The organism is Aequitasia blattaphilus (genome assembly GCF_024721305.1).
GTDB lineage: Bacteria > Bacillota > Clostridia > Lachnospirales > Lachnospiraceae > Aequitasia > Aequitasia blattaphila.
On record NZ_JAMXOD010000004.1, the window covers coordinates 146,087 to 173,020 of the forward strand.

At 37.9% G+C, this 26,934-nt stretch carries 23 protein-coding genes; 21 read left to right on the forward strand and 2 right to left on the reverse strand.

The annotated features are described in order from the left end of the window. The first annotated feature begins 16 nt into the window (after positions 1 to 16). Positions 17 to 871, forward strand: coding sequence for a DegV family protein (locus NHH15_RS04375; protein ID WP_262065433.1), 855 nt, complete (start codon positions 17 to 19; stop codon positions 869 to 871). On the opposite strand, the gene NHH15_RS04380 is transcribed toward NHH15_RS04375, so the two are convergent. After that, positions 863 to 2,071: a nucleotidyltransferase gene (locus NHH15_RS04380; protein ID WP_262065434.1), complete on the reverse strand. Its 1,209-nt coding sequence runs from the start codon at positions 2,069 to 2,071 to the stop codon at positions 863 to 865. The two genes, NHH15_RS04375 and NHH15_RS04380, sit on opposite strands and share 9 nt — an antisense overlap. Before the next feature lie 101 nt (positions 2,072 to 2,172). Between NHH15_RS04380 and mgtE the strand changes: the two genes are divergently transcribed. From mgtE to NHH15_RS04440, 12 genes are all read left to right on the forward strand, one after another. Further along, a complete protein-coding gene (gene mgtE / locus NHH15_RS04385; protein ID WP_276008663.1) occupies positions 2,173 to 3,510 on the forward strand; it encodes a magnesium transporter in 1,338 nt (445 codons plus the stop codon). A 117-nt stretch (positions 3,511 to 3,627) separates the two neighbouring features. Further along, a complete protein-coding gene (pta, locus tag NHH15_RS04390; protein WP_262065435.1) occupies positions 3,628 to 4,629 on the forward strand; it encodes a phosphate acetyltransferase in 1,002 nt (333 codons plus the stop codon). 18 nt (positions 4,630 to 4,647) lie between these two features. Continuing rightward, positions 4,648 to 5,835 carry an acetate kinase gene (locus NHH15_RS04395; RefSeq protein WP_262065436.1) on the forward strand — a complete coding sequence of 396 codons (1,188 nt, stop codon included), beginning with the start codon at positions 4,648 to 4,650 and terminating at the stop codon, positions 5,833 to 5,835. Positions 5,836 to 5,894: 59 nt separating this feature from the next. After that, positions 5,895 to 6,347: a YceD family protein gene (locus NHH15_RS04400; RefSeq protein ID WP_262065437.1), complete on the forward strand. Its 453-nt coding sequence runs from the start codon at positions 5,895 to 5,897 to the stop codon at positions 6,345 to 6,347. 3 nt (positions 6,348 to 6,350) lie between these two features. After that, complete coding sequence (rpmF, locus tag NHH15_RS04405; protein ID WP_262065438.1) at positions 6,351 to 6,530, forward strand: 50S ribosomal protein L32; 180 nt, start codon at positions 6,351 to 6,353, stop codon at positions 6,528 to 6,530. Between the two features lie 88 nt (positions 6,531 to 6,618). Further along, a complete protein-coding gene (gene plsX / locus NHH15_RS04410) occupies positions 6,619 to 7,629 on the forward strand; it encodes a phosphate acyltransferase PlsX (RefSeq protein WP_262065439.1) in 1,011 nt (336 codons plus the stop codon). Between the two features lie 3 nt (positions 7,630 to 7,632). Next, the gene (acpP, locus tag NHH15_RS04415; protein WP_262065440.1) at positions 7,633 to 7,866 is read left to right on the forward strand and encodes an acyl carrier protein; all 234 of its coding nucleotides are present in this window, start codon (positions 7,633 to 7,635) and stop codon (positions 7,864 to 7,866) included. A gap of 47 nt (positions 7,867 to 7,913) precedes the next feature. Beyond that, positions 7,914 to 8,609: a ribonuclease III gene (rnc, locus tag NHH15_RS04420; RefSeq protein WP_262065441.1), complete on the forward strand. Its 696-nt coding sequence runs from the start codon at positions 7,914 to 7,916 to the stop codon at positions 8,607 to 8,609. An 8-nt stretch (positions 8,610 to 8,617) separates the two neighbouring features. Further along, positions 8,618 to 12,178, forward strand: a complete 3,561-nt coding sequence (gene smc, locus NHH15_RS04425; protein ID WP_262065442.1) for a chromosome segregation protein SMC — start codon at positions 8,618 to 8,620, stop codon at positions 12,176 to 12,178. Positions 12,179 to 12,192: 14 nt separating this feature from the next. Continuing rightward, positions 12,193 to 13,128 (forward strand): signal recognition particle-docking protein FtsY, encoded by a 936-nt coding sequence (ftsY, locus tag NHH15_RS04430; RefSeq protein WP_262065443.1) that lies wholly within the window; start codon positions 12,193 to 12,195, stop codon positions 13,126 to 13,128. Between the two features lie 20 nt (positions 13,129 to 13,148). Next, positions 13,149 to 14,363: a threonine ammonia-lyase gene (gene ilvA, locus NHH15_RS04435; protein WP_262065444.1), complete on the forward strand. Its 1,215-nt coding sequence runs from the start codon at positions 13,149 to 13,151 to the stop codon at positions 14,361 to 14,363. 22 nt (positions 14,364 to 14,385) lie between these two features. Next, positions 14,386 to 15,582 (forward strand): NADP-dependent isocitrate dehydrogenase, encoded by a 1,197-nt coding sequence (locus NHH15_RS04440; RefSeq protein ID WP_262065445.1) that lies wholly within the window; start codon positions 14,386 to 14,388, stop codon positions 15,580 to 15,582. 14 nt (positions 15,583 to 15,596) lie between these two features. On the opposite strand, the gene abc-f is transcribed toward NHH15_RS04440, so the two are convergent. After that, positions 15,597 to 17,495, reverse strand: coding sequence for a ribosomal protection-like ABC-F family protein (gene abc-f / locus NHH15_RS04445; protein ID WP_262065446.1), 1,899 nt, complete (start codon positions 17,493 to 17,495; stop codon positions 15,597 to 15,599). A gap of 124 nt (positions 17,496 to 17,619) precedes the next feature. Here abc-f and NHH15_RS04450 point away from each other — a divergent pair, with 124 nt between their 5' ends. The 8 genes from NHH15_RS04450 to NHH15_RS04485 all read left to right on the forward strand — a co-directional run bounded on the left by NHH15_RS04450 (position 17,620) and on the right by NHH15_RS04485 (position 26,922). Beyond that, on the forward strand, positions 17,620 to 18,267 hold the full coding sequence (locus NHH15_RS04450) for a redox-sensing transcriptional repressor Rex (protein WP_262065447.1): 648 nt from the start codon (positions 17,620 to 17,622) through the stop codon (positions 18,265 to 18,267). A 69-nt stretch (positions 18,268 to 18,336) separates the two neighbouring features. After that, complete coding sequence (locus tag NHH15_RS04455; protein ID WP_262065448.1) at positions 18,337 to 19,842, forward strand: NAD(P)H-hydrate dehydratase; 1,506 nt, start codon at positions 18,337 to 18,339, stop codon at positions 19,840 to 19,842. Further along, positions 19,839 to 21,002, forward strand: coding sequence for an alanine racemase (alr, locus tag NHH15_RS04460; protein WP_262065449.1), 1,164 nt, complete (start codon positions 19,839 to 19,841; stop codon positions 21,000 to 21,002). Before NHH15_RS04455 ends, alr begins: the two co-directional genes overlap by 4 nt. 21 nt (positions 21,003 to 21,023) lie before the next feature. Further along, on the forward strand, positions 21,024 to 21,818 hold the full coding sequence (locus tag NHH15_RS04465) for a hemolysin family protein (protein ID WP_262065450.1): 795 nt from the start codon (positions 21,024 to 21,026) through the stop codon (positions 21,816 to 21,818). Between the two features lie 39 nt (positions 21,819 to 21,857). Beyond that, complete coding sequence (locus NHH15_RS04470) at positions 21,858 to 22,583, forward strand: YebC/PmpR family DNA-binding transcriptional regulator (RefSeq protein WP_262065451.1); 726 nt, start codon at positions 21,858 to 21,860, stop codon at positions 22,581 to 22,583. 9 nt (positions 22,584 to 22,592) lie between these two features. Further along, positions 22,593 to 23,357, forward strand: coding sequence for a CFI-box-CTERM domain-containing protein (locus NHH15_RS04475; RefSeq protein ID WP_262065452.1), 765 nt, complete (start codon positions 22,593 to 22,595; stop codon positions 23,355 to 23,357). A gap of 16 nt (positions 23,358 to 23,373) precedes the next feature. Beyond that, positions 23,374 to 24,654: an O-acetylhomoserine aminocarboxypropyltransferase/cysteine synthase family protein gene (locus NHH15_RS04480; RefSeq protein ID WP_262065453.1), complete on the forward strand. Its 1,281-nt coding sequence runs from the start codon at positions 23,374 to 23,376 to the stop codon at positions 24,652 to 24,654. A gap of 21 nt (positions 24,655 to 24,675) precedes the next feature. Beyond that, a complete protein-coding gene (locus tag NHH15_RS04485) occupies positions 24,676 to 26,922 on the forward strand; it encodes an FtsK/SpoIIIE family DNA translocase (protein WP_262065454.1) in 2,247 nt (748 codons plus the stop codon). Positions 26,923 to 26,934: the final 12 nt, after the last annotated feature.

The following is a 26,934-nucleotide window of genomic DNA, read 5'->3' on the forward strand; positions in this document are numbered from 1 at the left end:
GAGAGGAACTATAAAAATGGAAAAAATAGCGATTGTTACAGACAGTAACAGCGGAATTACACAAAAAGAAGCAAAGCAGCTGGGAATATGGGTGGTTCCTATGCCATTTACGATAAATGGAGAAGTCTATTTTGAAGATGTGACATTGTCTCAAAGCGAGTTTTATCAACGGTTAGCAGACGATAGTGATATTCATACATCTCAACCTGCTGTTGGGGATTTGATCGAACTCTGGAACTCAATTTTAGAATCCTTCGATAAGATTATTCACATTCCCATGTCCAGCGGCTTAAGCGGATCCTGTGAAACAGCCTATGTGCTTTCCCAAGAGTTTAAGGGACGTGTTCATGTCATTGATAATCAAAGAATTTCTGTTACACAAAAGCAATCTGTTCTTGAGGCAATTGACATGGTAGATGGGGGATTCAGTGCCGCTGAGATTGAAGAAAGACTTATGAAGAACAAGTTAGAAGCCAGCATCTATATTATGGTAGATACATTAAAGTATTTAAAAAAAGGTGGACGTATTACACCGGCAGGTGCTGCAATCGGTACGGTTTTAAAAATCAAACCCGTTCTTCAGATTCAAGGTGAAAAACTAGATGCCTTTGCGAAAGTAAGAGGAACAAAGAGCGGAAAGCGTATTATGCTGGATGCGATTGAAAAAGATATTATGACACGCTTTTCTGGCGAAGAGGTACATATGGCAATTGCCCATACCTGCGAGACAGAAGAGGTGGAAAAATGGGTCGAGGAAGCAAAAGAGCGCTTCCCTGACACCCCTTTCGTGGTGGATCCTCTTTCTCTAAGTGTTTCCTGTCACATTGGACCAGGAGCTTTAGCAATAGCCTGTACAAAAAAATTAAAGTAATACCATGCTCTGGGAAGGTTCCCGGAGCATTTTTTTTTGAAATTTATAGCTGACAACATTTTCATAGTAATCAGAAGCGGCAATGTCTTGTGAAATTAAGTTGGAATTATTCTCAGAATTGATTTTTGTTACCAGAGAAATATTCCCAGCCTCTTTAATTCTCCGAAGCAATTCCTGGGAATCCTTTCGAAATCCCAAAACACGAACTGCGTCAATTAAGGTCTCCAAAGAGACAGAAAGCATATTCTTTTTTATGTCCAATAAAATATGTATCAGACAACGGCTGATTCTGGAGTATGTCATTTCTTTTGTTTTCAGAAGCATGGAAAAGCCGCTAAAATTAGTGAAAGAATCACGTTTATTTAAAATTCTGTTTGCCAGTTCTGTAGAAACATCTAAATATGAAATCAAACTTTCTTTCGTTTCCCTTAAAAGCTTCGTTTTTAAGAGAAGGGAAAAATCATCCAAAAAAACAGGATACCGAATATTATATGCATCCCTGAAAATAGAATACAGTTCAGGCGGAATATGATTTTCTATTTCCACTGGATAACCCTCCTTGAAAAGCTTGCGTATTGCCGTCGCAGAGCTATAGATTGGGCTTAAATCTTCATCATGATAATTCGAGTCCTCACGTTTGATTGCAACCCCTTTCATTGAGCTGTTTAAAGAGAGCAGTGCTTTACTATATTCAATTCCTAATATGTCATTAGAAGAAAACTGCTTCACACCAAAGCTTTCTTCCGGAAAACAAGCCGCTAAAGCATATTGCATAGACTTTGGAAAAGTGTTTCCTTCACGAAGCTTTTCTTTTAATACCTGTCGATATTCTTTCGGTTCATCAAGAAGAATCCTTGCAGTTTTTTCTAGTCTACTGTAATTTCCGGTTTCGCTTCCAAAGCAAAGAACATCTACAATACCTAATTTATCCAAAATGGTTACGGCTCCCTGTGCAAACAATTCCGCACTCCCAGTAGCAAAAAGAAGAGGAAGTTCCAAGACAAGCGAAGCACCACACTTCAGTGCCATCTGTGCCCGTAAATGTTTGGGCATAAGAGCTGGTGCACCTCTTTGCACGAAATCTCCACTCATAATAACAACAACTTCATCTGCACCTGTAACTTCTTTTGCTTTTTGTATATGGTATAAATGTCCTTTGTGGAATGGGTTGTATTCTGTAATTAAACCTACCGTTTTCATATATTTCTCCTTGTAACTCAGTATGAAATTGATTATACTATATGTTGTATAATTGTGCAAAAGACAGGATTTGAAAGGGGGAAATAGAAGTGGAAGATCGAATGACAAAAGAAGAGATTCTAACGCTTTTAGAAGAGAGAAAGTACAAAGAATTGAGAGAAGCCCTGACAAATCACATGCATCCCATTGATCTGGCAATACTGTTAGAAGAATTTGATCAAAAGCATATGGTAATTATATTTCGTTTGCTTCCAAAGGATGATGCCGCTGAAACTTTCACAAATTTAAATAGTGATATGAGAGAACATCTAATCAACGCCTTAACGGATTCTGAACTAGAAGAAGTAATGGAAGAGATGTATGTAGATGATACCGTAGATGTTCTGGAGGAGCTGCCTGCTAACGTAGTTGATCGTTTGCTAATGGCTACCGATGTAGAAAAACGTGCTCAAATAAACCAACTTCTGCAATATCCGGAGGATAGTGCGGGAAGTATTATGAATATTGACTACATCGCTTTTCGAAAAGAAATGACTGTGTCAGAAGCAATCTTGAAAATCAGGCAAGTGGGTTTAAATCGTGAGACCATCTATACTTGTTATGTTACGGAAAAAAGGGAATTGATTGGAACGGTAGATTTGAAAGATTTGTTAACCTCTGGAGAATCAAGAACCATTGAAGAGGTTATGGATACGAATGTTATGTATGCCACAACCACCGATGACAAGGAAGAGGTTGCACAAACCATTCACAAATACGGTATGATGGCTCTGCCCATCGTTGACCATGAGAATCGGATGGTGGGTTTAGTAACCGTTGACGACGCTATGCAGGTTATGGAAGATGAGACCACCGAAGATATTAGTATCATGGCCGGTTTAAGTCCAAATGAGGAGTCTTATTTTGGGACAAGTGTGTGGCAGCACGTAAAAAACCGCCTGCCCTGGCTTATCTTTTTAATGCTTTCGGCCACTGTCACTCAAATGATTATGGGACATTACGAAATGGCTCTTGCTGTTATGCCTCAGCTTGCTGGATTTATTCCTATGCTTATGGGTACGGGCGGAAACTGTGGTTCTCAAAGTTCAACTCTTGTAATTCGGGGACTTGCAGTTGGAGAAATAAAATTTAATGATTTATTTCGTGTTATTTTCAAAGAGATAAGAGTCGCTCTTATTATCAGTGGAATTTTATCGGTCATAAATGGACTTCGTATCTTACTTATGAAACAAGGTGACCCGCTTATTTCTCTGACAATAGGATTAACAATGGCTTGTACGATTGTCATTGCAAAAGTCGTAGGATGTTCCCTTCCGCTGATTGCAAAAAAGGTAGGGTTGGATCCAGCTATTATGGCAACACCTCTTATTTCAACTCTCGTTGATATCAGTACAGTAACCGTATATTTTTCGATTGTAAGCGTCGTATTCTCGTTGTGAAAATAATAACAAGGGATTGTACGTAAAAATGCACAAAATAAGCCTTTTAAAGACCTTGATAATCAAGGTCTTTATGTTATAATTAAGCTACTGAAAAAAGAAAGGAGTCTATTAATCATGGGATTCATAGATGAGATTAAAGCAAAAGCAAGAGCAAACAAAAAAACTATCGTACTACCAGAAACCGAAGATATCCGTACCTACGAGGCATGTGAAACAATTTTAAAAGAAGGTACTGCAAATGTTGTATTAGTTGGGAGTAAGGAAGAGGTAGAACAAAACAAAGGGTCTTTTGATGTGAGTGGGGCAACCATCGTTGATCCAAAAACAGACGAACACACAAGTGCTTATATCGAAAAGCTTGTAGAACTTAGACAGGCAAAGGGAATGACAGCACAAGAAGCGGAAAAACTTTTAACAACAAATTATCTTTACTACGGTGTGATGATGGTTAAGATGAAAGATGCAGATGGAATGGTAGCAGGAGCTTGTCATTCAACTGCTGAGACATTAAGACCAAGTCTTCAAATTTTAAAGACAAAACCAGGTACAAAACTAGTATCTTCCTTTTTCGTAATGGTTGTTCCAAATTGCGATATGGGAGCAGATGGTACATTTGTATTTTCAGACTGTGGTTTGGAACAAAATCCAGATTCAGAAAAGTTAGCGTCTATTAGTTTGTCTGCAGCGGAATCTTTCCGTTCCTTAGTTGGAAAAGAGCCCATTGTTGCTTTATTATCTCATTCAACAAAAGGAAGCGCAAAGCATCCTGACGTTGATAAAGTTGTGGAAGCTGTTAAAATTGCAAAAGCAGATGCACCTGAAGGTCTTATGATTGATGGAGAATTCCAACTTGATGCAGCAATCGTTCCCGAAATAGGAAAATCCAAAGCACCCGATAGCCCAGTAGCTGGTAATGCGAATGTATTAATTTTCCCAGATTTAGATGCTGGAAATATCGGTTACAAACTCGTACAAAGATTAGGAAATGCAGAAGCTTATGGTCCACTTACACAAGGTATTGCAGCTCCAGTTAATGATTTGTCCAGAGGATGTAGCGCACAGGATATCGTAGGTGTGGTAGCAATTACTGCTGTTCAGGCAACTATCAACGAATAAAGAGAGGTAAATGAGAAAATGAATGTATTGGTAATTAATTGCGGAAGCTCTTCACTGAAATTTCAATTAATTGACACAGACAGCAAGGATATGCTTGCAAAGGGTATCTGTGAAAGAATCGGTATTGACGGAAGACTTGTGTATCAAAAGGCAGGCGGAGAAAAGGAAAAATCAGACAAGGCTATGCCAACACATAATGAGGCAATCAAATATGTGCTGGAAGCATTACAAAATGAGGCAACTGGTGTAATCAAGTCGTTGGATGAAATTGGTGCAGTTGGGCATAGAATTGTCCATGGTGCGGAAAATTTCACTGAATCTGTTGTTTTAAATGATGAAATCCTTGCAAAGATTGAAGAATGTAATGATTTAGCACCTCTTCACAATCCAGCAAATTTAATCGGTGTACGTGCATGCCAGGATGCAATGCCAAGCACACCTATGATTGGTGTTTTTGACACAGCATTCCATCAGACAATGCCAGAACATGCTTACATTTATGGTCTGCCATACGAATATTATGAAGATTATAAAGTGAGACGCTATGGTTTCCACGGAACAAGTCACAGCTTTGTTTCTAAAAGAGTAGCTGAAATCGTAGGAAAACCTGTTGAAGATTTAAAAATAATCGTTTGTCACTTAGGAAATGGATCCAGTATCTGTGCAGTTAAAAACGGAAAATCTGTAGATACATCCATGGGTCTTACTCCTCTTGAGGGGCTTGTAATGGGAACAAGATGCGGGGACGTAGATCCTGCTATCTTAGAATATCTTCATAATAAAAAAGGTTTTGATGTAGATGATATCATGAAGGTATTAAATAAAGAATCTGGAGTATATGGAATCTCTAAATTGTCCAGTGACTTCCGAGATTTAACAGATGCAAAACTAAAAGGCGACCATAAGGCAACCTTAGCATTAACTGTATTTGCTTACCGTGTTGCAAAATACATTGGAAGTTATGTAGCTGCCATGAACGGTGTTGATGTAATTGCATTTACAGCAGGAATTGGAGAAAATGATGAGCTTGTGCGAGCTGATGTTATGCCATATCTTGGATATCTTGGAATCGAACTGGATGAAGAGGCAAACAATATTAGAGGTGAAGAAGTTACAATCTCAACAAAGGACTCAAAAGTGCAAGTAATGGTTGTTCCTACAAATGAGGAATTGGCAATTGCAAGAGAAACTGTAAATCTTCTTTAATTTTATTGACAAATCCTTTTTATTTGATATAATAGTTTAGGTGTGAATAGGAGCGAACGATGTTGATTAATCTATCCGATGTTTTGTCTGACAATCATAATGATATTGACCTACAGGTTCATGTTGATTTAAAGGAATTTGAAATTGGACAAAAAGTTTTCCAAGTTCTAAATAATCCTTCTCTGTCTGTGTTCATTCAGTATGCAGGCGAAGGAAAAGTAGATGTAAAAGGAGAAACTTGTCTTGAATTTATGATTCCCTGCGACAGATGCTTATCGGAAGTGAAAGAAATAATACCTGTTCATATTGACAGAAGGCTTGATACAAATGAAATTGACGGATATAGCCTGGATATTAACGAACTCATCATGGATGAGCTTGTTGTAGGGTGGCCCACAAAGATTCTTTGTAAGGATGACTGCAAAGGAATTTCATGGGATAATCCAGATGCAGATTTGGATCCACGAATGTCAGTTATCCGCGATATATTTAAGAATTGTAAGGAGGTGTAACCTATGTCAATTTGTCCAAAGAATAAATCTTCTAAAGGCAGAAGAGATAAGAGAAGAGCAAACTGGAAAATGAGCGTACCAAACTTAGTAAAGTGCAGTAAATGTGGTGAACTTATGATGCCTCATAGAGTATGTAAGGCTTGCGGCTCTTATAACAAAAAGGAAGTAATTAGTGTAGACTAAGGAATATGCAAAAGATGCAACGCAAAACGTTGCATCTTTTCTGTTTTTCTAGTAGAATTACTTTTAGAGTACTAGGAGGAAATAAAAGATGCAGGAAATAACAACAGTAGCCCTAGATGCTATGGGTGGTGATAATGCACCCCAGGAAATTGTTCTTGGTGCCGTAAAAGCAACAAATGAGAGAAGGGATTTAAAAGTTCTTTTGGTAGGAGATGAAGCGGCGATAAAAAATTCTCTTTCTTCTCACAGCTATAAAGAGAACCAGATAGAGATTGTCCCGGCAAGTGAAGTAATTGAAACTTCTGAAGCCCCAGTAAATGCCATTCGAAAGAAAAAAGATTCCTCTATTGTAGTGGGAATGAAATTGGTTAAGGAAAAGAAAGCCGATGCCTTTGTATCTGCAGGAAGTTCCGGTGCTATTTTAGTAGGTGGGCAAGTCATTATTGGACGTATCAAGGGAGTGGAACGCGCTCCAATGGCTCCGCTGATTCCAACCGATAAAGGAATTTCACTTTTGGTGGACAGTGGTGCTAATGTAGATGCTAGAGCTTCTCATTTAGTACAGTTTGCAAAGATGGGCTCTATTTATATTGAACACGTAATTGGGAAAAAGAATCCAAAAGTCGCCCTTGTTAATGTGGGTGCTGAAGAAGAAAAAGGAAATGCTCTTGTAAAGGAAACCTTTCCTCTTCTTAAGGCAGAAAAAGATATTAATTTTGTTGGAAGCGTAGAAGCTCGGGATATTCCTTATGGAGAAGTGGACGTAGTTGTAGCAGAAGGCTTTGCCGGCAATATTATTATAAAAATGTATGAAGGTGTTGGCGGAGTACTTTTTAAGAAGATAAAGGACAGTTTATTATCGAATCTTAGAAGCAAAATAGGAGCATTACTCATTAAACCAGCCTTAAAAGGAATGATGAAATCCTTTGATGCAACGGAATATGGCGGTGCGCCGCTGTTAGGTTTAAACGCTCTGGTTGTAAAAACCCATGGGAATGCAAAATCGAAAGAAATTCGTAACACCTTGATTCAATGTATCACCTTTAAAGAACAAAAAATAAGCGATAAAATTCGAGAAAGTATCGTAAAGGAGGACTAAGGTATGGAGTTTGAAAAGTTAAAGGAGATTATTGTGGATGTTCTAAATACGAACCCATCTGAAATTACCACAGACACCACTTTTGTGGATGATTTAGGAGCAGATTCTTTAGATATTTTTCAAATAATAATGGGAATCGAAGAAACCTTCGATATTGAAATCAGCAATGAAGATGCCGAAAAAATTGTAACAGTTGGAGATGCAGTTGAGCAGATAAAAAATGCATCAAATGATTAGAGGATTGGGGGTTGTTGTTTTACGACAACCCCTTTTATGAGGCGCATATGGAAAAAGATTATCAAAAATTAATGGAAGAAATCAAGTATCGGTTTCACGATGAAAAACTATTACTAAACGCACTGAGGCATAGTTCTTATATTAATGAACACAATTTACCAAAGGAGGATAGCAATGAACGTTTGGAATTTTTGGGAGATGCCGTTTTAGAATTGATTTCAAGTGAATTTTTGTTTTATGAGCATCCAGGTATGGCAGAAGGAAATCTCACGAAACAAAGAGCCAGCATGGTGTGTGAACCGGCTCTGGCATACAGTGCAAGAAAAATAAACTTAGGTGACTATTTATATTTAGGTAAAGGTGAGGACAATACCGGTGGAAGAAAACGTGATTCGGTAACGTCTGACGCTTTTGAAGCTTTGATTGGAGCAATATACTTAGATGGTGGTCTTGCTAGTGCAAAAGAGTTTATTCATCAATTTGTTTTAGATGATGCTGAAAAAAAGAAGCTCTTTTATGATAGCAAGACTATCCTTCAAGAACTGATACAAAGCAACTATAAAGATCCAATAGAATATATACTCTTGGGAGAAGAAGGACCTGACCATGATAAATCCTTTTACGCTCAAGTAAAAGTGGGAAAACAAACCTTTGGAAAAGGTAAAGGACGTACGAAAAAAGCGGCTGAACAAGAGGCGGCATATCATACGATATTGTCCTTGAATAAGAAAATCAAACGATAGGGGATAGTATGTATCTAAAAAGTATAGAAGTGCAAGGATTTAAGTCCTTTGCCCATAAGATAAAATTTGATTTCAGTAATGGAATTACTGCAATTGTTGGTCCGAATGGAAGCGGTAAAAGCAATGTTGCGGATGCCGTTCGCTGGGTTTTAGGAGAGCAAAGAATAAAGCAGCTTCGAGGCGGAACAATGCAGGACGTTATTTTCTCTGGCACAGAGAATCGAAAGCCACTAAGCTATGCTTCTGTTGCCATTACCTTGGATAACACAGATCACCAATTAGCAATTGATTATAAAGAAGTTACGGTAACACGAAAACTCTACCGCTCTGGTGAAAGTGAATATTTGATTAATGGCTCAACTTGCCGTCTAAAAGATATTAATGAGCTTTTTTATGATACTGGAATCGGAAAAGAAGGTTACTCTATCATTGGACAAGGTCAAATCGATAAGATTCTCAGCGGAAAACCAGAGGAAAGACGAGAACTTTTTGATGAAGCAGCAGGAATTGTTAAGTTTAAACGCAGGAAAAATGCGTCTTTGAAAAAGCTGGATGATGAAAGACAGAACTTGGTACGTGTCAGAGACATTCTATCTGAATTAGAAATGCAGGTCGGACCTTTAGCGAAGCAATCTGAAAAAGCAAAAAAGTACTTAGAAAAAAAAGCCGAGCTAAAATCTTATGATATCAATCTGTTTTTGGTGGAAAGCCAACGTATAAAAGGGCAGTTAAAAGAGCAAGAGGCTCTTTTAGCAAATGCAAAATCAGAACTTTTAGAAAATACCAAAAAGTATGACCAAATGAAAATAGAATATCGAGAAATTGAAAATGCCCTGGAAAAAATTGAGCAGGAAGTTGAACAATTCTCCAGTAAGAGAAATGAAACCCTTCTCTTAAAGCAAGAACTGGAAAATAAAATTGCTCTCTATAATGAACAGATTCGAAGTGCCAAGCAAAGCGATGAACACTTTGAAAGCAGACAGAAGACTTTGTTGGATGACATTCAGACAAAAGAAGAAGTGCTGGCGAATTACAAAAAGGAAGAAGAGGAGCTGCTCTTAACACTTGCAAAAAAGAAAGAAGAAAGAGACCTCCAAAAAAATTCATTGGTTGATGCTCAAACTCAAATTGCAACCTTAAGTAATGAAGTGGAAACAAAAAAGGCAGATATCATCGACCTGTTAAACACAAGAGCGTCTACGAAGGGTAAAATACAAAAGTACCGAACCATGCTGGAACAGCTGGAGGCCAAAAGTAAGGAACTAAAAACCCGTATTATTGATGAAAAAAACGAAGAAAAAAGCGTTGAAAACGCTGTGAAAGAGCATGAGTCTGAGTTGAAAAATATTTCCGGAATTATTCTGGAGAAAAAAGCAGACATTGACAGTAGAGAAGCTGGAATAAAAGAGCAAGAAACTCTTTTAAAGGAAAAAAATGATTCTTTTGCTTTAGGACAAAAAACATTTCACCGAGAGCATTCCCGACTTGAATCTTTGAAGAATATTACGGAAAGATACGATGGATACGGCAATAGTATCCGAAAGGTCATGGAACGAAAAAAGGAAGAAATCGGTCTTGTAGGTGTTGTAGCTGATATCATCCAGGTAGATAAGGACTACGAGATTGCAATCGAGACGGCACTAGGAGGAAGCATTCAAAACATCGTTACGGAAGATGAGAGTACCGCCAAAAGAATGATAAATTATCTCAAGAAAAACAAATTCGGCCGTGCTACGTTTCTACCTCTTACCTCCATTCGTACTTATAAATCATTTTACAATCAAGATGCTTTAAATGAGTCAGGGGTAGTTGGACTCGCCAGCAGCCTGGCAAAAACACAGGACAAATATCAGGACCTATGTGAATTCCTGTTGGGTAGAACCTTAGTCGTTGATCACATTGATTCTGGCGTAAAAATCGCAAAAAAATACAAGCAATCTCTGCGGATTGTTACGTTAGAAGGAGAGCTTATCAATCCCGGTGGGAGTATGACTGGAGGTGCTTTTAAAAATACCAGCAACCTTCTTAGTCGAAAAAGAGAGATTGAAGAATTTGAAAAATCCGTTAAGCTTTTGAAGCAAGAAATGGATGCCTTGGAAGGTGAAATTTCTCAGATCAAAGAACAAAGAGCCAAACTTTACAAGGAAATTGATGAAATAAATGCAAATTTGAAGGAAGAATTTGTACGGCAAAACACCGCCAAAATGAATTTAGATGCCTCTATTGCAAGACAGAAATCATTGGAATTTAAACTTGAAAACAACCTTGCAAATCTGGAGGATACCAACCGTCAAATTGATGAGATTAAAGAAAACCAGGAATCGATTCAAGTGGAATTGGATACCTCTGAGAATCTGGAGCAAAATTTACAAAAAGAAATCGAGGAACGCCAAAATTCTTTGCGTACTTTAAATGATGAGGAAAAAAAGGCCCTAACCCTTTCCGAAAAAGGGCAACTGGATCTTGCCGCAATGGAGCAAAAACATTCTTATACACAAGAAAATATTGAGCGTGTATTGGGAGAAATTGCGAAGGACAATGAGGCTTTGAAAGAACTTGCTCAAAGCAAAGGAGACTCAAAAAAAGAAGTTGAAGAAAAGGAAGCCCAAATTGAAGCACTTTTAAAGAACATTGAGGATTCAAAAGAAATCGTCATTGAAATCGATGGTGAAATTGAAAAACAAAAAAAGCTGCGTGAAGAGCTCAATAGTAAAAACTCAACATTTCTTGAGAACCGAGATGAAGTCTCTGCTCATATGAGTGAGCTGGAAAAAGAAATTTTCCGTCTAGAAAGCCGTGAAGAAAATCTGAACCAATCGAAAGATAAACTGATTGGATATATGTGGGAAGAATATGAACTCACTCTTAACGGAGCAATGGAATTAAAAGATGAAACTCTTACTGATCTTGGGAAAATGCGTAAACGAATCGGAGAGCTCAAGAGTGAAATACGGAGCCTTGGAGATGTTAATGTTAATGCAATCGAAGATTATAAGCAGGTTCAAAGCCGTTATGAATTTTTAAAGACACAGCATGATGACTTAATTGAAGCCGAAAAAACATTAATGCAAATCATTGAAGAATTAGATCAAGCAATGAGGAAACAATTCAACGATCAATTCGGCCGCATTTGTGAAGAGTTTAATAAGGTGTTTAAGGAGTTGTTCGGTGGTGGAAAAGGGACTTTAGAGCTAACGGAAGGTGAAGACATTCTTGAGGCTGGCATTAAAATCATTGCGCAACCACCTGGAAAAAAACTGCAAAACATGATGCAGTTGTCTGGTGGAGAAAAAGCATTGACAGCTATATCATTACTCTTTGCCATTCAAAACTTAAAGCCTTCACCATTTTGTCTCTTAGACGAAATTGAGGCGGCATTAGATGATAGTAATGTCGGCCGTTTCGCCAATTATCTCCATAAGCTGACGAAAAACACCCAGTTTATTGTCATTACCCACAGACGTGGTACCATGACTGCTGCAGATAGACTCTACGGTATTACCATGCAGGAAAAAGGAATATCAACCTTAGTATCTGTTAGCTTACTGGAAAACGAATTGAGTAAATAAGGAAAGGATTGTAAATGGAAAACGAAAATAAAAAGGAAGGTTTTTTTTCAAAACTAGTATCTGGACTTACGAAAACAAGAGATAATATTATTTCAGGTATTGACAGTGTTTTTAACGGATTCTCAAATATCGATGAAGAATTTTATGAAGAACTGGAAGAAATCCTTATTATGGGAGACTTAGGAGTTGAAACCACGGAAAATATCTTAGACGAGTTAAAGGCCAAGGTAAAAGAAAATCATATTAAGGAGCCAAAGGATTGTAAGGAATTACTTTTAGAAAGTATTAAAAATCAAATGTCTTTATCGGAAGATGCGTATGATTTTGAGGATAAAAGAACTGTCATTTTAGTGATCGGTGTAAATGGAGTAGGAAAAACAACAACCATTGGAAAGCTCTCCAGTCAATTTAAAGAAAAAGGGAAAAAGGTTATTTTAGCAGCGGCAGATACTTTTCGTGCTGCAGCGACAGAACAGTTAAAAGAATGGGCAAATCGCGCCGGTGTTGATATTATAAGCGGTAGTGAGGGCGCCGATCCCGGCTCAATAGTGTTTGATGCTGTTGCAGCAGCAAAAGCGCGAAATGCAGACATTTTAATCTGTGACACGGCTGGACGACTCCATAACAAAAAGAACCTAATGGATGAATTAGGGAAATTAAATAAAATTATTAATCGGGAATTTGAAGGTGTTAATCGGGAAACCTTTGTCGTTTTAGATGCAACCACAGGACAAAATGCTCTTATGCAGGCTAAGGAATTTAACGAAGTTGCAGATGTTACAGGAGTCATTTTAACAAAAATGGATGGAACTGCAAAAGGCGGCATTGCGATTGCCATAGAGTCAGAACTTGAGATACCTGTTAAATATATCGGGGTAGGAGAAGGAATCAATGATTTGCAAAGATTTGATCCCGAAACCTTCGTCTCAGCTTTATTTGCTGAATCATAAAAGGAAAAGGAGGAAAAAATATGTTAACACTAAAAAGTTTTGAACGTGCCAGTGAACTTGTCAAAAAAGTCACAAGCCCAACAAAACTCGTACCAAGTGAATATCTTTCCGCACAAACCGGTGCAAAGATATATTTAAAGCCAGAGAATATGCAATATACAGGCTCTTACAAAGTGAGAGGTGCATATTATAAAATTAGTCAATTATCTGATGAGGAGAGAAAAAAGGGATTAATTACGGCTTCTGCCGGAAACCATGCTCAGGGAGTTGCCTACGCAGCGCAAAAATATGGCTGTAAAGCCGTTATTGTAATGCCCATGGTTACGCCACTGATTAAAGTAAATCGTACCAAAAGCTATGGAGCAGAAGTGATACTTCATGGAGATGTCTATGATGATGCTTGTTCCTATGCTTATGAATTAGCAAAAGAAAAGGGCTATACCTTTGTACATCCCTTTGATGACTTAGCCGTTGCAACGGGGCAGGGTAGTATTGCTATGGAAATTGTAAAAGAACTTCCAACAGTGGATTATATTATCGTTCCAATAGGAGGTGGTGGGCTTTCTACTGGTGTGGCAACTCTCGCAAAAATGCTTAATCCAAGTATTAAAGTCATTGGTGTAGAGCCGGCAAATGCCGCTAGTATGTCTGCCGCTTTTGAAGAAGGCGAACCAGTTACTTTAGGAAGTGCCGACACCATTGCTGATGGTACGGCTGTAAAGAGAATTGGAGAGAAAATTTTCCCTTATGCAAAGAAAAACATTGATAAAATTATTACGGTGGAAGATGATGATTTGATTGCAGCCTTTTTAGATATGGTTGAAAATCATAAAATGATTGTTGAAAACTCAGGACTACTGTCTGTTGCAGCATTGAAACAACTTAATTTGAAAGACAAGAAAGTTGTTTGTGTTTTAAGTGGCGGAAATATGGATGTTATTACCATGTCCTCCATTGTTCAGCACGGGCTTATTAAAAGAGATCGCATTTTCTCTGTATCGGTATTACTATCTGATAAGCCGGGAGAATTAGTGAAAGTTGCGTCTATTATTGCTGAGGTACAAGGGAATGTTATAAAGCTTGACCACAATCAGTTTGTAAGCACCAACCGAAATGCAGCGGTAGAACTTCGTATCACAATGGAGTCTTTCGGAACTGAGCATAAAGAACAGATATTAAAGGCTTTAGAAGACGCAGGATATAGACCACGATTAATTGGAGCAAAATTATACTAGACTTAACTTAAAGGAGACTCAAATGGAAAAAATTAAAATGACAACCCCAATAGTAGAGATGGATGGAGATGAAATGACAAGAATTCTATGGAAAATGATTAAAGATCATCTTCTTACTCCATACATTGAGCTTAACACAGAATATTACGATTTAGGCTTAGAGCACCGTAATGAAACGAATGATCAGGTAACTGTTGATTCGGCTAATGCAACAAAAAAACATAAAGTAGCAGTTAAATGCGCAACAATCACTCCAAATGCAGCCAGAATGGACGAATATACCTTGAAAGAAATGTGGAAAAGTCCAAACGGAACAATACGTGCAATCTTAGATGGTACCGTTTTCCGTGCTCCTATCGTTGTAAAAGGAATTGAACCTTGTGTTAAAAATTGGAAAAAACCAATCACAATCGCAAGACATGCTTATGGTGATGTATATAAAGGTGTGGAAATGAAAATTCCCGAAGCAGGAAAAGTGGAGCTCGTTTATACGAAAGAAAACGGCGAAGTAGAAAAGGAATGCATTCACAACTTTACTGGCTCAGGTATTGTACAAGGAATGCATAATGTTAATGAATCCATCGAAAGCTTTGCAAAAAGTTGTTTTAACTATGCTTTAGACGTAAAGCAGGATCTTTGGTTCGCAACAAAAGATACCATTTCAAAAAAATACGATCATACTTTTAAAGACATTTTCCAGGAAATTTTTGAGAAAGATTTTAAAACGAAATTCGAAGAAGCTGGAATCCAGTATTTTTACACTTTGATTGACGACGCGGTAGCAAGAGTTATGAAGTCAGAAGGCGGTTATATTTGGGCATGCAAAAACTACGATGGTGATGTTATGAGTGATATGATAAGCTCCGCATTCGGTTCCCTTGCTATGATGACTTCTGTTTTGGTGTCTCCTGAAGGCTACTACGAATATGAAGCAGCTCATGGAACGGTACAAAGACATTACTACAAACATCTGAAGGGAGAGGAAACCTCCACCAACTCTGTAGCTACTATTTTCGCTTGGACAGGTGCACTTCGAAAAAGAGGAGAACTTGATAACAACACTGAATTGATGGCATTTGCTGACAAACTGGATCACGCAACTCTTAAGACGATAGAAGATGGTAAAATGACAAAAGATTTAGCTCTTATCACAACATTTGAAAATCCCGTTGTACTAAACAGCGAAGATTTCATTAAAGAAGTTGCAAAAAATCTATAAAAATCAAGACCAGCTCACATGAGCTGGTCCCATTTTTTATAGGCATCTTCTAAAGTTTTTTCTAAAGCTTCTTTTTCTGTAGCGAGCTCCTGACATTTCACACTATTTGTATAAATTTCTTCCTGACACAAGAGTCCATCAATTTCCTCCACCCTTGCCTCTGCCTCTAATATTTCGTTTTCAATCTTTTTACGATCATTCTCTCTTTTTAATTCACGTGCTTTTTCTTCTTTTTGTTCCTGCCATGAAAGCTTTCCCTTATTATCATCAGCGCTTTCTGTATTCTCCAATTCAATCAAGGACTCTCTCTCCAGATGCTTTTCCAGATAATAATCATAATTTCCAATATAATTTTCAAACCCATGATTTTTTAATTCTAAAATTCTTGTTGCTGTCTGATTAATAAAGTAACGGTCATGAGATACATATAACACAGTACCTTCAAAGCTTTGTAATGCTTCTTCCAGGATTTCTTTTGAATCAACATCTAAATGGTTTGTAGGCTCATCCAATATGAGAAGATTTGCTTTTGAAAGCATTAATTTAGCCAAAGAGACCCGTCCCTTTTCTCCACCACTAAGAGATGAAATCAGCTTTTGCACATCATCACCAAAGAATAGAAATCCTGCCAGAAGGTTACGGATTGCGGTATTGCTTAAATCAGGATAAGCATCTGATATTTCCTCGAACACTGTATTCTTTTCGTTTAGTATATGATGTTCCTGATCATAATAGGCAATATCCACACTTGCTCCTATGGAAAGTGTTCCGGCATCTTGACTCACCATTCCATTTATAATCTTTAAAAGAGTGGTTTTTCCGGTTCCATTATTTCCGATAATGGCCACCTTTTCCCTTCTTTTAATCTCAAAGCTCAAATTAGAAAAAAGAAGCTGATGACCAAAAGACTTGCTTAAGCCTTCACATTTTAAAACATCATTTCCACTGCGGCTACCGGGGGAGAATTCGAGTCCCATCCTGGAATTAACCTCTTGGGGTTTTTCAATCCGTTCAATTTTATCTAACATCTTTTCACGGCTTTCAGCACGTTTAATGGATTTTTCCCGATTAAAAGATTTTAGTTTTTCAATCACTTTCTTCTGATGATTGATTTCATCTTGCTGTTTTAAATAGGCTTTCATTTTTCCATGCCGTATTTCTTTTCGCTTTTTGGCATAGTCTTCATAATTGCCCTTATAAACATTCAACACTCCCATATCTATTTCAAGAACCTTTGTGACTACTTTATTCAAAAAATAGCGGTCATGGGATACAATAATGACGCCGCCTTTATAGTTTAGCAAATACGTTTCCAGCCAGGATACAGAGCTTAAATCCAAATGGTTGGTAGGCTCGTCTAAAAGAAGTAAGTCTGGCTTCGTCAAAAGCAGTTTTCCCAGAGCTACCCTGGTTTTTTCCCCGCCGGACAGAGTGTTAACACTTTTTGAAAAGTCTTCTTCCAAAAAGCCAAGGCCTTTTATTACACCAGCTATTTCACTTTCTACTGCGTAGCCATTTTGGTATTCGAATTCAGCCATAAGGCTATGATACAAAGCCATGGTTTTCTCTAGCTCCTCACCCTTTTGTACACTTAATATCCCTTCCAAATCACGGATGCGTTCTTCTAAGGCAATGAGCTCCCTTTTTGCTGTTTTTACCTCTTCATAAATGCTGCGATGAGAATCAATATTTTGGTGCTGTGGAAGATAACCAATCGTCTTATTTTTGGCAATAGAAAAAGAACCAGAGTCCGCCTTGATTTCTCCAATTAAAATCTTTAGGAGCGTAGACTTTCCTGCACCATTTACACCAACCACTGCAACCTTCTCATAATCCTCAATATTAAAAGAAGCTTCTTTTAAGATACTGTCTTCTAAAAAAGCTTTTGAAATTTTATTTGTTTGCAATAACATAATTTATCCTCCATATCTTCACGACTAATTATATCGGATATAGTATAAAAAACAACCAAAAAGTTTGACTTATCTACTATATTTTAATATAATAGCTTGTAGAAACAAGACAGGAGGGGAATCTGTGGAAAAAAAAGAAATATCTCAGGCGGTAATCACTCGATTGCCAAGGTATTATAGATATTTAGGTGAGCTGTTAGAAAATAGTATCGAAAGAATATCATCAAACGAACTGAGTAAACGAATGCAGGTAACTGCTTCACAAATCCGACAGGATTTAAATAATTTTGGTGGCTTTGGTCAACAAGGCTATGGATATAACGTAAAATACTTACATACTGAAATCGGTAAAATTCTTGGATTGGATGATAAACACAATCTCATTATTATAGGAGCAGGTAATTTGGGGCAAGCACTTGCAAACTATACTTCATTTGAACGAATTGGTTTTGTAATAAAAGGTCTTTTCGATATTAATCCCAAACTTAACGGAATAACAGTGAGAGGTATTCCTGTAAAGAGGATGGATGAAATGCAGAATTTTATCAAAGAACATTCTATCGATATGGCAATTTTAACAATTCCAAAAGAGCGTGCTATAGAAGTAGCTACGATGTTAGTGGATTTCGGAATAAAGGGTATTTGGAATTTTGCTCATACTGATTTAAACGTTCCAGACGATGTTGTTGTTGAAAATGTACATTTATCTGAAAGTTTAATGCGCTTATCTTATAATTTGAAGCAAGAAGAAAACAAAAATAACGTAAAATAATCTGAAGTGGACGTGTATAGATGAGTGAGAACTATCTTGCACGTTCTTTTGCCATGTGAAGGAGACACAATGATTTATTTGCCGACTGGCTCACAGATGAGTGAGGCAGATCTCTATACGATTGAAAAAGAAAACATTCCCTCACGAACCCTGATGGAACGAGCAGCCTCTTCCTGTGTAGATGTGTTAATAGAAGAGGAGTTAGATCTTTCATCCACACTCATTGTTTGTGGTGTGGGAAATAACGGCGGAGATGGTCTTGCAATTGCACGGCTTTTATCTGAACAAGGCTTATCCGTTGCGGTTTGGCTTGTTGGGGATACCACCCGTATGAGCTTTGAAGCAAAAGAACAGCTTTCACAGCTTCAAAACACAAAAGTAATCATTGACTCACAATATCCAAAAGGATTTTATTCTTTGATTATAGATGCAATTTTTGGTGTTGGACTAAAACGTGAAATTCAAGGAAGCTATAAGGAATGTATTTCCTTTCTAAACCAACAGAAAGTAACGAAGGTAGCCGTGGATATTCCAAGCGGTATTTCTTCCGCAAATGGTCAAGTTTTAGGTGTTGCACTGCAAGTAGATTTAACAATTGCGATACAATGTCAAAAGCTTGGCATGGCACTTTATCCAGGCAATGAGTATTGTGGGCGGATTATCACAAAAAAAATCGGAATTAGTACCTTACCTTTTGAAAAGGAGAAAAAGACTGTTTTATGCTTTCATAATGATGATTATTACAATCTTCTTCCAGAAAGACCCGCTCATGCAAACAAAGGGACTTTTGGAAAAGTGTTGGTAATTGGCGGTTCAAAAGGTATGGCTGGCGCGGCCTATTTGAATGCTTTTTCGGCTTACAAAATGGGAGCCGGACTGGTACGCTTTTATACGCCGGAGACGAACAGATCCATTCTACAAACTCTTCTATGTGAAGGGATTATGACAACCTATGAATCTTTTCATGAAAAGGAATGTATCGAGCTTCTGTCCTGGGCTGATGTGGTCCTTATTGGATCAGGACTGGGACTTTCCGAAACTGCAAAAGAAATACTGTTTTGTGTATTAGAGAACCATGAAAAGAAGCTGGTCATAGATGGAGATGCATTAACGCTTATCAGTCAATGTTCAAATTGGCGGGAACGGGTAAAGGCCAAAGAAATCATCTTGACACCTCATATGAAAGAAATGAGCCGGCTTCTTCATTGTGATGTTTCAACCATTCAAGAAAACCGAACAGAAGTATTAACTTCATATGTTAACAAGAATCAACTTTGCTGTGTTCTGAAAGATGAACGAACACTTGTTGGAGCAAGTAATCAGAATCCTGTTTTAAACACAAGTGGAAATAATGCCATGGCAAAGGCAGGTTCAGGTGATGTATTGACGGGAATAATCGGTGGTTTGCTCAGTCACGGACTCAATGCTTATGAGAGTGGAGTACTCGGCGTCTATCTTCACGGGCTTTGTGGAGATATTGGACGGGAACATAAGGGTGAATTTGGTTTAATGGCAAGTGACCTGGCCGTATATTTAAAGGATGCAATCAACTATGTTAAAGAGGTGAGAAAATGAAAGAGTACAGAAGAGTCATAGCCCAGGTAGATTTAGATGCAATTGAATGGAACTTTGAAAAACTTTATGGAAACGTAGAGAACAAAACGAAGATGATGGCCGTTATAAAAAGTGATGGTTATGGACATGGAGCTTTTGAAGTTGCACAAACCTTAGAAGCAAAGGATTGTCTGTGGGGATTCGCTGTTGCTACACTTGATGAGGCTGTAAGCCTTAGAAAACAGGGGATTCAAAAAAATATTATGGTTTTGGGATGTGTATTCCCTGAACAATTTAATGACCTTGTAAAATATGATATTCAGATGACAATTTATACAAAAGAACTGGGTGAGCTGGCTGCAAAGTTTGCTCTCGAAAATGAGGCAGCAATCAATGCTCATATAAAAGTAGACAGTGGTATGGGACGAATTGGCTTTCCGTGTAACGAAGCAGGTGTCGCTGACATAAAAACAGTATGTCAGCTAGATGGACTTCGAATCTTGGGATTATTTACACATTTTGCAAAGGCTGATGAAACAGATAAAACTTTTACAGATAAACAGCTTCAAAATTTTAATGGAATGATTCGCAGCCTTGGAGAAAAAGGCATTGAATTCCCCTATTATCACGCCTCAAATAGTGCAGGTATTATTGATGTTAAGGAAGGAAATTATGATTTGGTACGGGCAGGCATCGCTACCTATGGTCTTTATCCTTCTGAAGATGTAAAAAAAGAACAAGTGATTCTAAAACCCGCACTTACACTAAAAAGTCATGTGATTTTCACCAAATGGGTAGAAGCCGGAACACCTATTAGTTATGGCGGAACCCATATCACCCAAAGGAAAACCCATGTTGCCACGATTCCAGTTGGCTATGGTGATGGTTATCCCAGAAGCCTTTCAAACAAAGGGCATGTGTTGATTAAAGGGAAAAAAGCCCCTATCCTTGGACGCGTCTGTATGGATCAATTCATGGTAGATATAACAGCAATCGATGGTGTGGAAATGTTTGACGAAGTGACCTTGGTGGGAAAAGACCAAAATGAGTGTATTACCGTGGAAACCTTAGGAGATTTAAGCGGACGCTTTAACTATGAGTTTGTCTGCTGTCTGGGAAAACGAATACCAAGAGAGTATTTAAGACACGGTGAAATAATAAATCAAAAGGATTATTTTTAGACAAAAGAAGGAGAAACAAAAATGGAAGAAGGCAGTATATTTCAGCGAATGAAGAATATTTTTTCAGAAGAAGAGGAAATGGATGAAATATTAACCCAGGAAGCGAAAGGTTTAATCAAGAATATATTTCGTTATATGTCAAAAGATGCAAAAGATATTATGACACATCGAAAAAATATAGTTGCAATTGATGAAGACACCCCTTTATCTGAAGGACTTCGCTTTATGTTAGATGAAAATTATTCTCGATTTCCTGTTTATAGAGAAAGTATTGATGAAATCGTAGGAATAATTCACCTGAGAGAAGGAATGAAATGTTATCTCAATCCCGAAAAAAAAGAGCTTCCTTTAAAAGATCTTGGCGAATGCCTAAGAGATGTTTCCTTTATTCCTGAAACAAAAAGCATCGATTCAATATTCAAAGAAATGCAAAACGAAAAGAATCATATTGCCATTGTTTTAGATGAGTATGGACAAACCTCTGGCCTCGTTGCCATGGAAGACATTCTGGAAGAAATCGTTGGAAATATTTTAGACGAGCACGATGATGAAGAAGAGACCGTTGCAAAACAACTGGATGGAAGTCTGATTGTGGATGGATTAATGGATTTAGAAGAAGTGGAAGAAATTCTTCCCCTTCACTTCGAGAAAGAAGAATATGGAACTCTTAATGGTTTTATTATCGATCTTTTAGATCGTATTCCCACAGAGGGAGAAGAGTGTGAAGTTTTCTATCAAGGATATCGATTTAAGGTCTTATCAATTGAAAACAATACAATTGATCGTGTGAAGATTGAAAAAGCGATGGAAGAGTGATAAAATAGATTGTATTTTTAATTGAAAAGGAGAAACGCAATGTCAGGACATTCAAAATTTGCAAACATTAAACATAAAAAAGAAAAAAATGATGCAGCAAAAGGAAAGATTTTCACAAAAATAGGTAAAGAATTAGCTGTTGCTGTTAAAGAAGGAGGCAGCACTGATCCCACTAACAACAGCCGGCTTCGAGACGTAATCGCAAAAGCAAAAGCGAATAATATGCCCAACGATACGATTGAACGTAATATCAACAGAGGGAATATGGATAGTTCAAACTATGAGCACATTACCTACGAAGGATATGGTCCCAATGGAACAGCAATTATTGTTGAAACCTTAACGGATAATAAAAACCGGACAGCTTCCAATGTTAAGAATGCATTTACAAAAGGAAGTGGGAATGTGGGTACTCCAGGTTGTGTCTCTTTTATGTTTGATCAGAAAGGTCAAATTGTAATCGATAAAGAAGCTTATGAGACAGACAGTGACGAGCTTATGATGCTTTCATTAGATGCTGGTGCTGAGGACTTCCTGGAAGAAGAAGACAGTTATGAAATTCTGACTACTCCAGAGGATTTCAGCCGGGTACGTTTGAATTTAGAAGAAAATAAAATTCCGATGGTTCATGCAGAAATCACAATGATTCCTCAAACCTATGTATCCTTAACAGCAGATGATGATATAAAAAATATAAACAAGACCCTGGAGCTTTTGGAAGAAGATGATGATGTCCAAAATGTCTATCATAACTGGGAGGAATAAGGAGAAATCATGGAAATTATAAAAACCACACTGAAAGAATTCTTTGATGAGAATTTGGGAGAAATCGGAAACTTCAAAAAGAAAAGTTATGATGATGCATTTAAAGGCATGATGGAGAAATACAGACCGAAGCTTATAGCATTTAATTCTTATTTTGAAGAGCTTCCAGAAGAAGAACGAGAAGCCGCTATTGAAGAAATTTCCTTAGTGATTCCTGAGTATGCTTATGAAAAAATAAATCGTGAAACGAAACGAAAAAAAGATTCTTTGGCAATTGATTACAATATGACGATGGCAGTCTATGTGATTCCTGGTATATTCCAGTTGGAAAATCCATATTGGAATCAAGTAGCGAAAAAAACGGTGGAGGAGTGGAATAAGAAAGAGGTAACCTCTCTTAACTTAAGCGAGTCTCGATATGAAACCATAACTTCTGGTTTCAAAAAGAAGCTTTGCTTTATTACAACAGCTGTTTGCGATAGTATGAACAAACCAGATGATTGCTATGAACTTTCTACCTTACGCCAGTACCGGGATTCCTATCTTATGAATTTCGAAGAAGGAAAAGCTCTCGTAGAAGAATATTACGATATTGCTCCCATATTGGTTTATATAATGAACATGCAGACAAACAGCAGCTTGATTTATGAAAAAATATATCAAGATTATCTTTTAAAGTGTCTAAAGGAAATCGAGGAAAACAAATTCTCGGACTGCGAAGACACCTATAAGACTATGGTTCTGGATTTGAAATCAAGATACCTTCCATCATAAAGCTAGGAGATAAAGAATGAACAATTACAAAATCGAAACAAAATGTATCCAATCCGGTTATCAGCCTAAAAATGGAGAGCCAAGAGTTCTGCCAATTTATCAAAGTACCACTTTTAAGTATGATTCCAGTGAACAAATGGGAAGACTTTTTGATCTGGAGGAAGCAGGATATTTTTATACTCGTTTACAGAATCCTACAAATGATTGTGTTGCTGCAAAAATTTGTGATTTAGAAGGAGGAGCAGCTGCAATGCTTACTTCCTCTGGACAGGCAGCAAACTTTTATGCGATTTTGAACATTGCAAAGGAAGGGGATCACATCCTCTGCGCCTCTGCACTTTATGGAGGAACTTATAATCTTTTTGCTCATACAATTAAACAGATGGGAATTGATGCTACCTTTATAGATCCTGATTGCAGTGAAGAAGAACTCAACGCTGCCTTCAAAGAAAACACAAAGGCTGTATTTGGTGAAACCATCGCAAATCCAGCTCTTGTCATTTTGGATTTGGAGAAATTTGCAAAAGCAGCACATAACCACGGTGTTCCTTTTGTTGTAGATAATACCTTTGCAACACCTATTCACTGCAGACCTTTTGAATGGGGGGCGGATATTGTAACCCATTCTACAACGAAATACATGGATGGTCACGCCACAAGTGTGGGCGGAGCTATTGTGGATAGTGGTAATTTTGATTGGGATGCTTACAGCGAGAAGTTTCCCGGACTTACCACTCCTGATGAAACGTATCATGGGGTAATCTATACGAAGCAATTTGGAAAAGGAGCTTATATCACTAAGGCAACGACACACCTTATGAGAGACCTTGGTTCAATACCTTCCCCTCAGAATGCTTTTCTTTTAAATATTGGATTAGAGACCTTACATCTTCGGGTAGAAAGACATTGTGAAAATGCCCAAAAGGTTGCTGAGTTTTTAGAGAACCATCCAAAAGTAGCCTGGGTTAATTATCCGGGATTAAAGAACGATCCTTACCATGCCCTTGCAAACAAATATACTCCAAAGGGAACGTGTGGTGTTCTAACCTTTGGAATAAAAGGAACAAAAGAGGATACGGTAAAAGTAATGGATCAACTGAAACTTGTTGGGATTGCTACACACGTTGCAGATGCAAGAAGTTGTGTGCTTCATCCAGCGAGCCATACCCACAGACAGATGTCTGAGGAAGAATTAAAAGCTGCCGGTGTAAAACCGGATTTAGTACGTTTTAGTGTAGGAATCGAGAATGCAGAGGATATTATTGCAGATATCGATCAGGCATTAAATGCAATATAAGGGAAGTAGGAGAGTATAACAATGGCTGCTAGGTCGGGAAAAAAAAGGGGAACTAAAAAAAAGACAACTACAAACCCAAATGATAATTCTGTTTCAAAGGAAATTTTCATTTGGGTCACTCTTGCTGTCAGTATTCTTTTGATGTTAAGTGTGTTCGGGGTTGGAGGATTTATTGGAAAAGGAATCGGAAATATCATGGATATCTTGTTTGGATACATGTCCTATATATTCCCCTTTTTCCTTTTCCTTTGGACCGCCTTCCTAATTTCAAATATGGAAGACAAGAGAGTTTATCTGAAACTAACGGTATCAGCTGTACTCTTTGTCTTTGTATGTACCTTCTGTGCCCTTATTTTCGATGAGGGCGGTGTTATTGGTGCTTTTTTACAGAGATTGTTAGTTCCGGCTTTTGGTAAGGCTGGTACTTACGTTATTTTAATTATATCTATTTTGATTGGAATTGTGTTGCTAAGCGGAAAATCACTTTTAAAGCCCCTAAAGCAAAACAGCCAAAAAGCTTATACCAGAGCCAAAACAAAAGTCACTGCACCTCGAAAGCCAAAAGAACCCAAGGCAGCAAACTTAAAAAGGGTTGGTACAAAAGCTCAGGGCGTTTCTTTTGATACAACGTTAAAAACAGAACAGCAAACCACTCCACCAATTATAGAACTGGAAGTCCCAGAGGAAGAGCCTGTTAAGGTTGAAGAACCTAAGAAAAAAGTAAAAAAGGCAAAGACCGTTCGAAAACCTCTGATTGATAAACCGGAAGAAATTGTTCTTCCTGATGTGAAGCTTCCTACCGTTGCACCAAATTCAGATTATCATTTTCCATCCACTGATTTATTAAAAAAGGCTCGTCCTTCTACTGGGGAGTCTGATAATCATTTACAAGAGACAGCCAATAAACTGGAACAAATTTTACAAAATTTCGGTGTAAATGTTACCGTAACAGATGTAAGTAGTGGACCATCCGTTACCCGCTATGAACTGCAGCCAGAAATGGGTGTTAAGGTAAGCAAAATTGTTGGTCTGGCTGATGACATTAAGCTTAACCTGGCAGCTCCTGATATACGAATTGAAGCTCCTATACCGGGGAAAGCTGCTGTAGGAATCGAAGTAGCAAATAAAACAACTTCCATGGTAAGTCTCCGTGAATTGATTGAGTCCAAGGAATTTTCGGCATCCTCTTCAAAAATTGCTTTTGGTGTAGGAAAAGATATTGGCGGAAAAATTATTATTGCTGATATTGCCAAAATGCCCCATGTATTAATTGCAGGTGCCACCGGATCTGGTAAATCGGTCTGTATTAACACATTGATTATGAGTATTCTATTTCGTGCAAGTCCGGACGAAGTCAAGTTTTTAATGATTGATCCAAAGGTTGTTGAGCTCAGTGTTTATAACGGAATCCCTCATCTTCTTCATGATGTGGTTACAGACCCTAAAAAAGCAGCCAATACTCTTAACTGGGCTGTTGTGGAAATGCAAAGAAGGTATCAGGAATTTGCAAAACATCAAGTACGGGATATGAAGGGATACAATAAACTTGCTGAATCCGATGAAGAACTTAAGAAAATGTATCAGCTCGTAATTATTGTAGATGAGCTTGCCGACCTAATGATGGTGGCTTCCAATGAAGTAGAAGAGGCTATTATACGTTTGGCACAACTGGCAAGAGCCGCAGGAATTCATCTGGTTATTGCAACTCAACGTCCATCTGTTAATGTAATTACTGGATTGATTAAAGCAAACATGCCTTCCCGAATTGCCCTTTCTGTTACTTCTGGTGTAGACTCAAGAACGATTATTGATATGAATGGAGCAGAAAAACTGTTGGGGAATGGTGATATGCTTTTCTATCCCCAAGGCTATCAAAAACCCGTACGTGTACAGGGGGCTTATGTTTCTGACAAAGAAGTACAGCAAGTTGTTGAGTACTTAAAAAATCAGAGTGAAGAAGTGGTTTATGATACGGAAATTCAAGAGGCTATTAATACCTCTGCAATTGCCAGTGCATCCATTCCTTCCTCTTCGGAAGAAGAAGGAAATGATGCTTACTTTAAAGAAGCCGGTCTTCTGATTATCGAAAAAGAAAAAGCATCCATCGGGATGCTTCAACGAAACTTTAAAATAGGATTTAATCGGGCCGCTCGAATTATGGACCAGCTTCACTCTGCCGGTGTTGTGGGTGGGGAAGAAGGCACAAAGCCCAGAAAAATTCTAATGAATGCAGAAGAGTTCAATCAGTATATGGAAGAGCAACAATAAGGAGGGTAATAT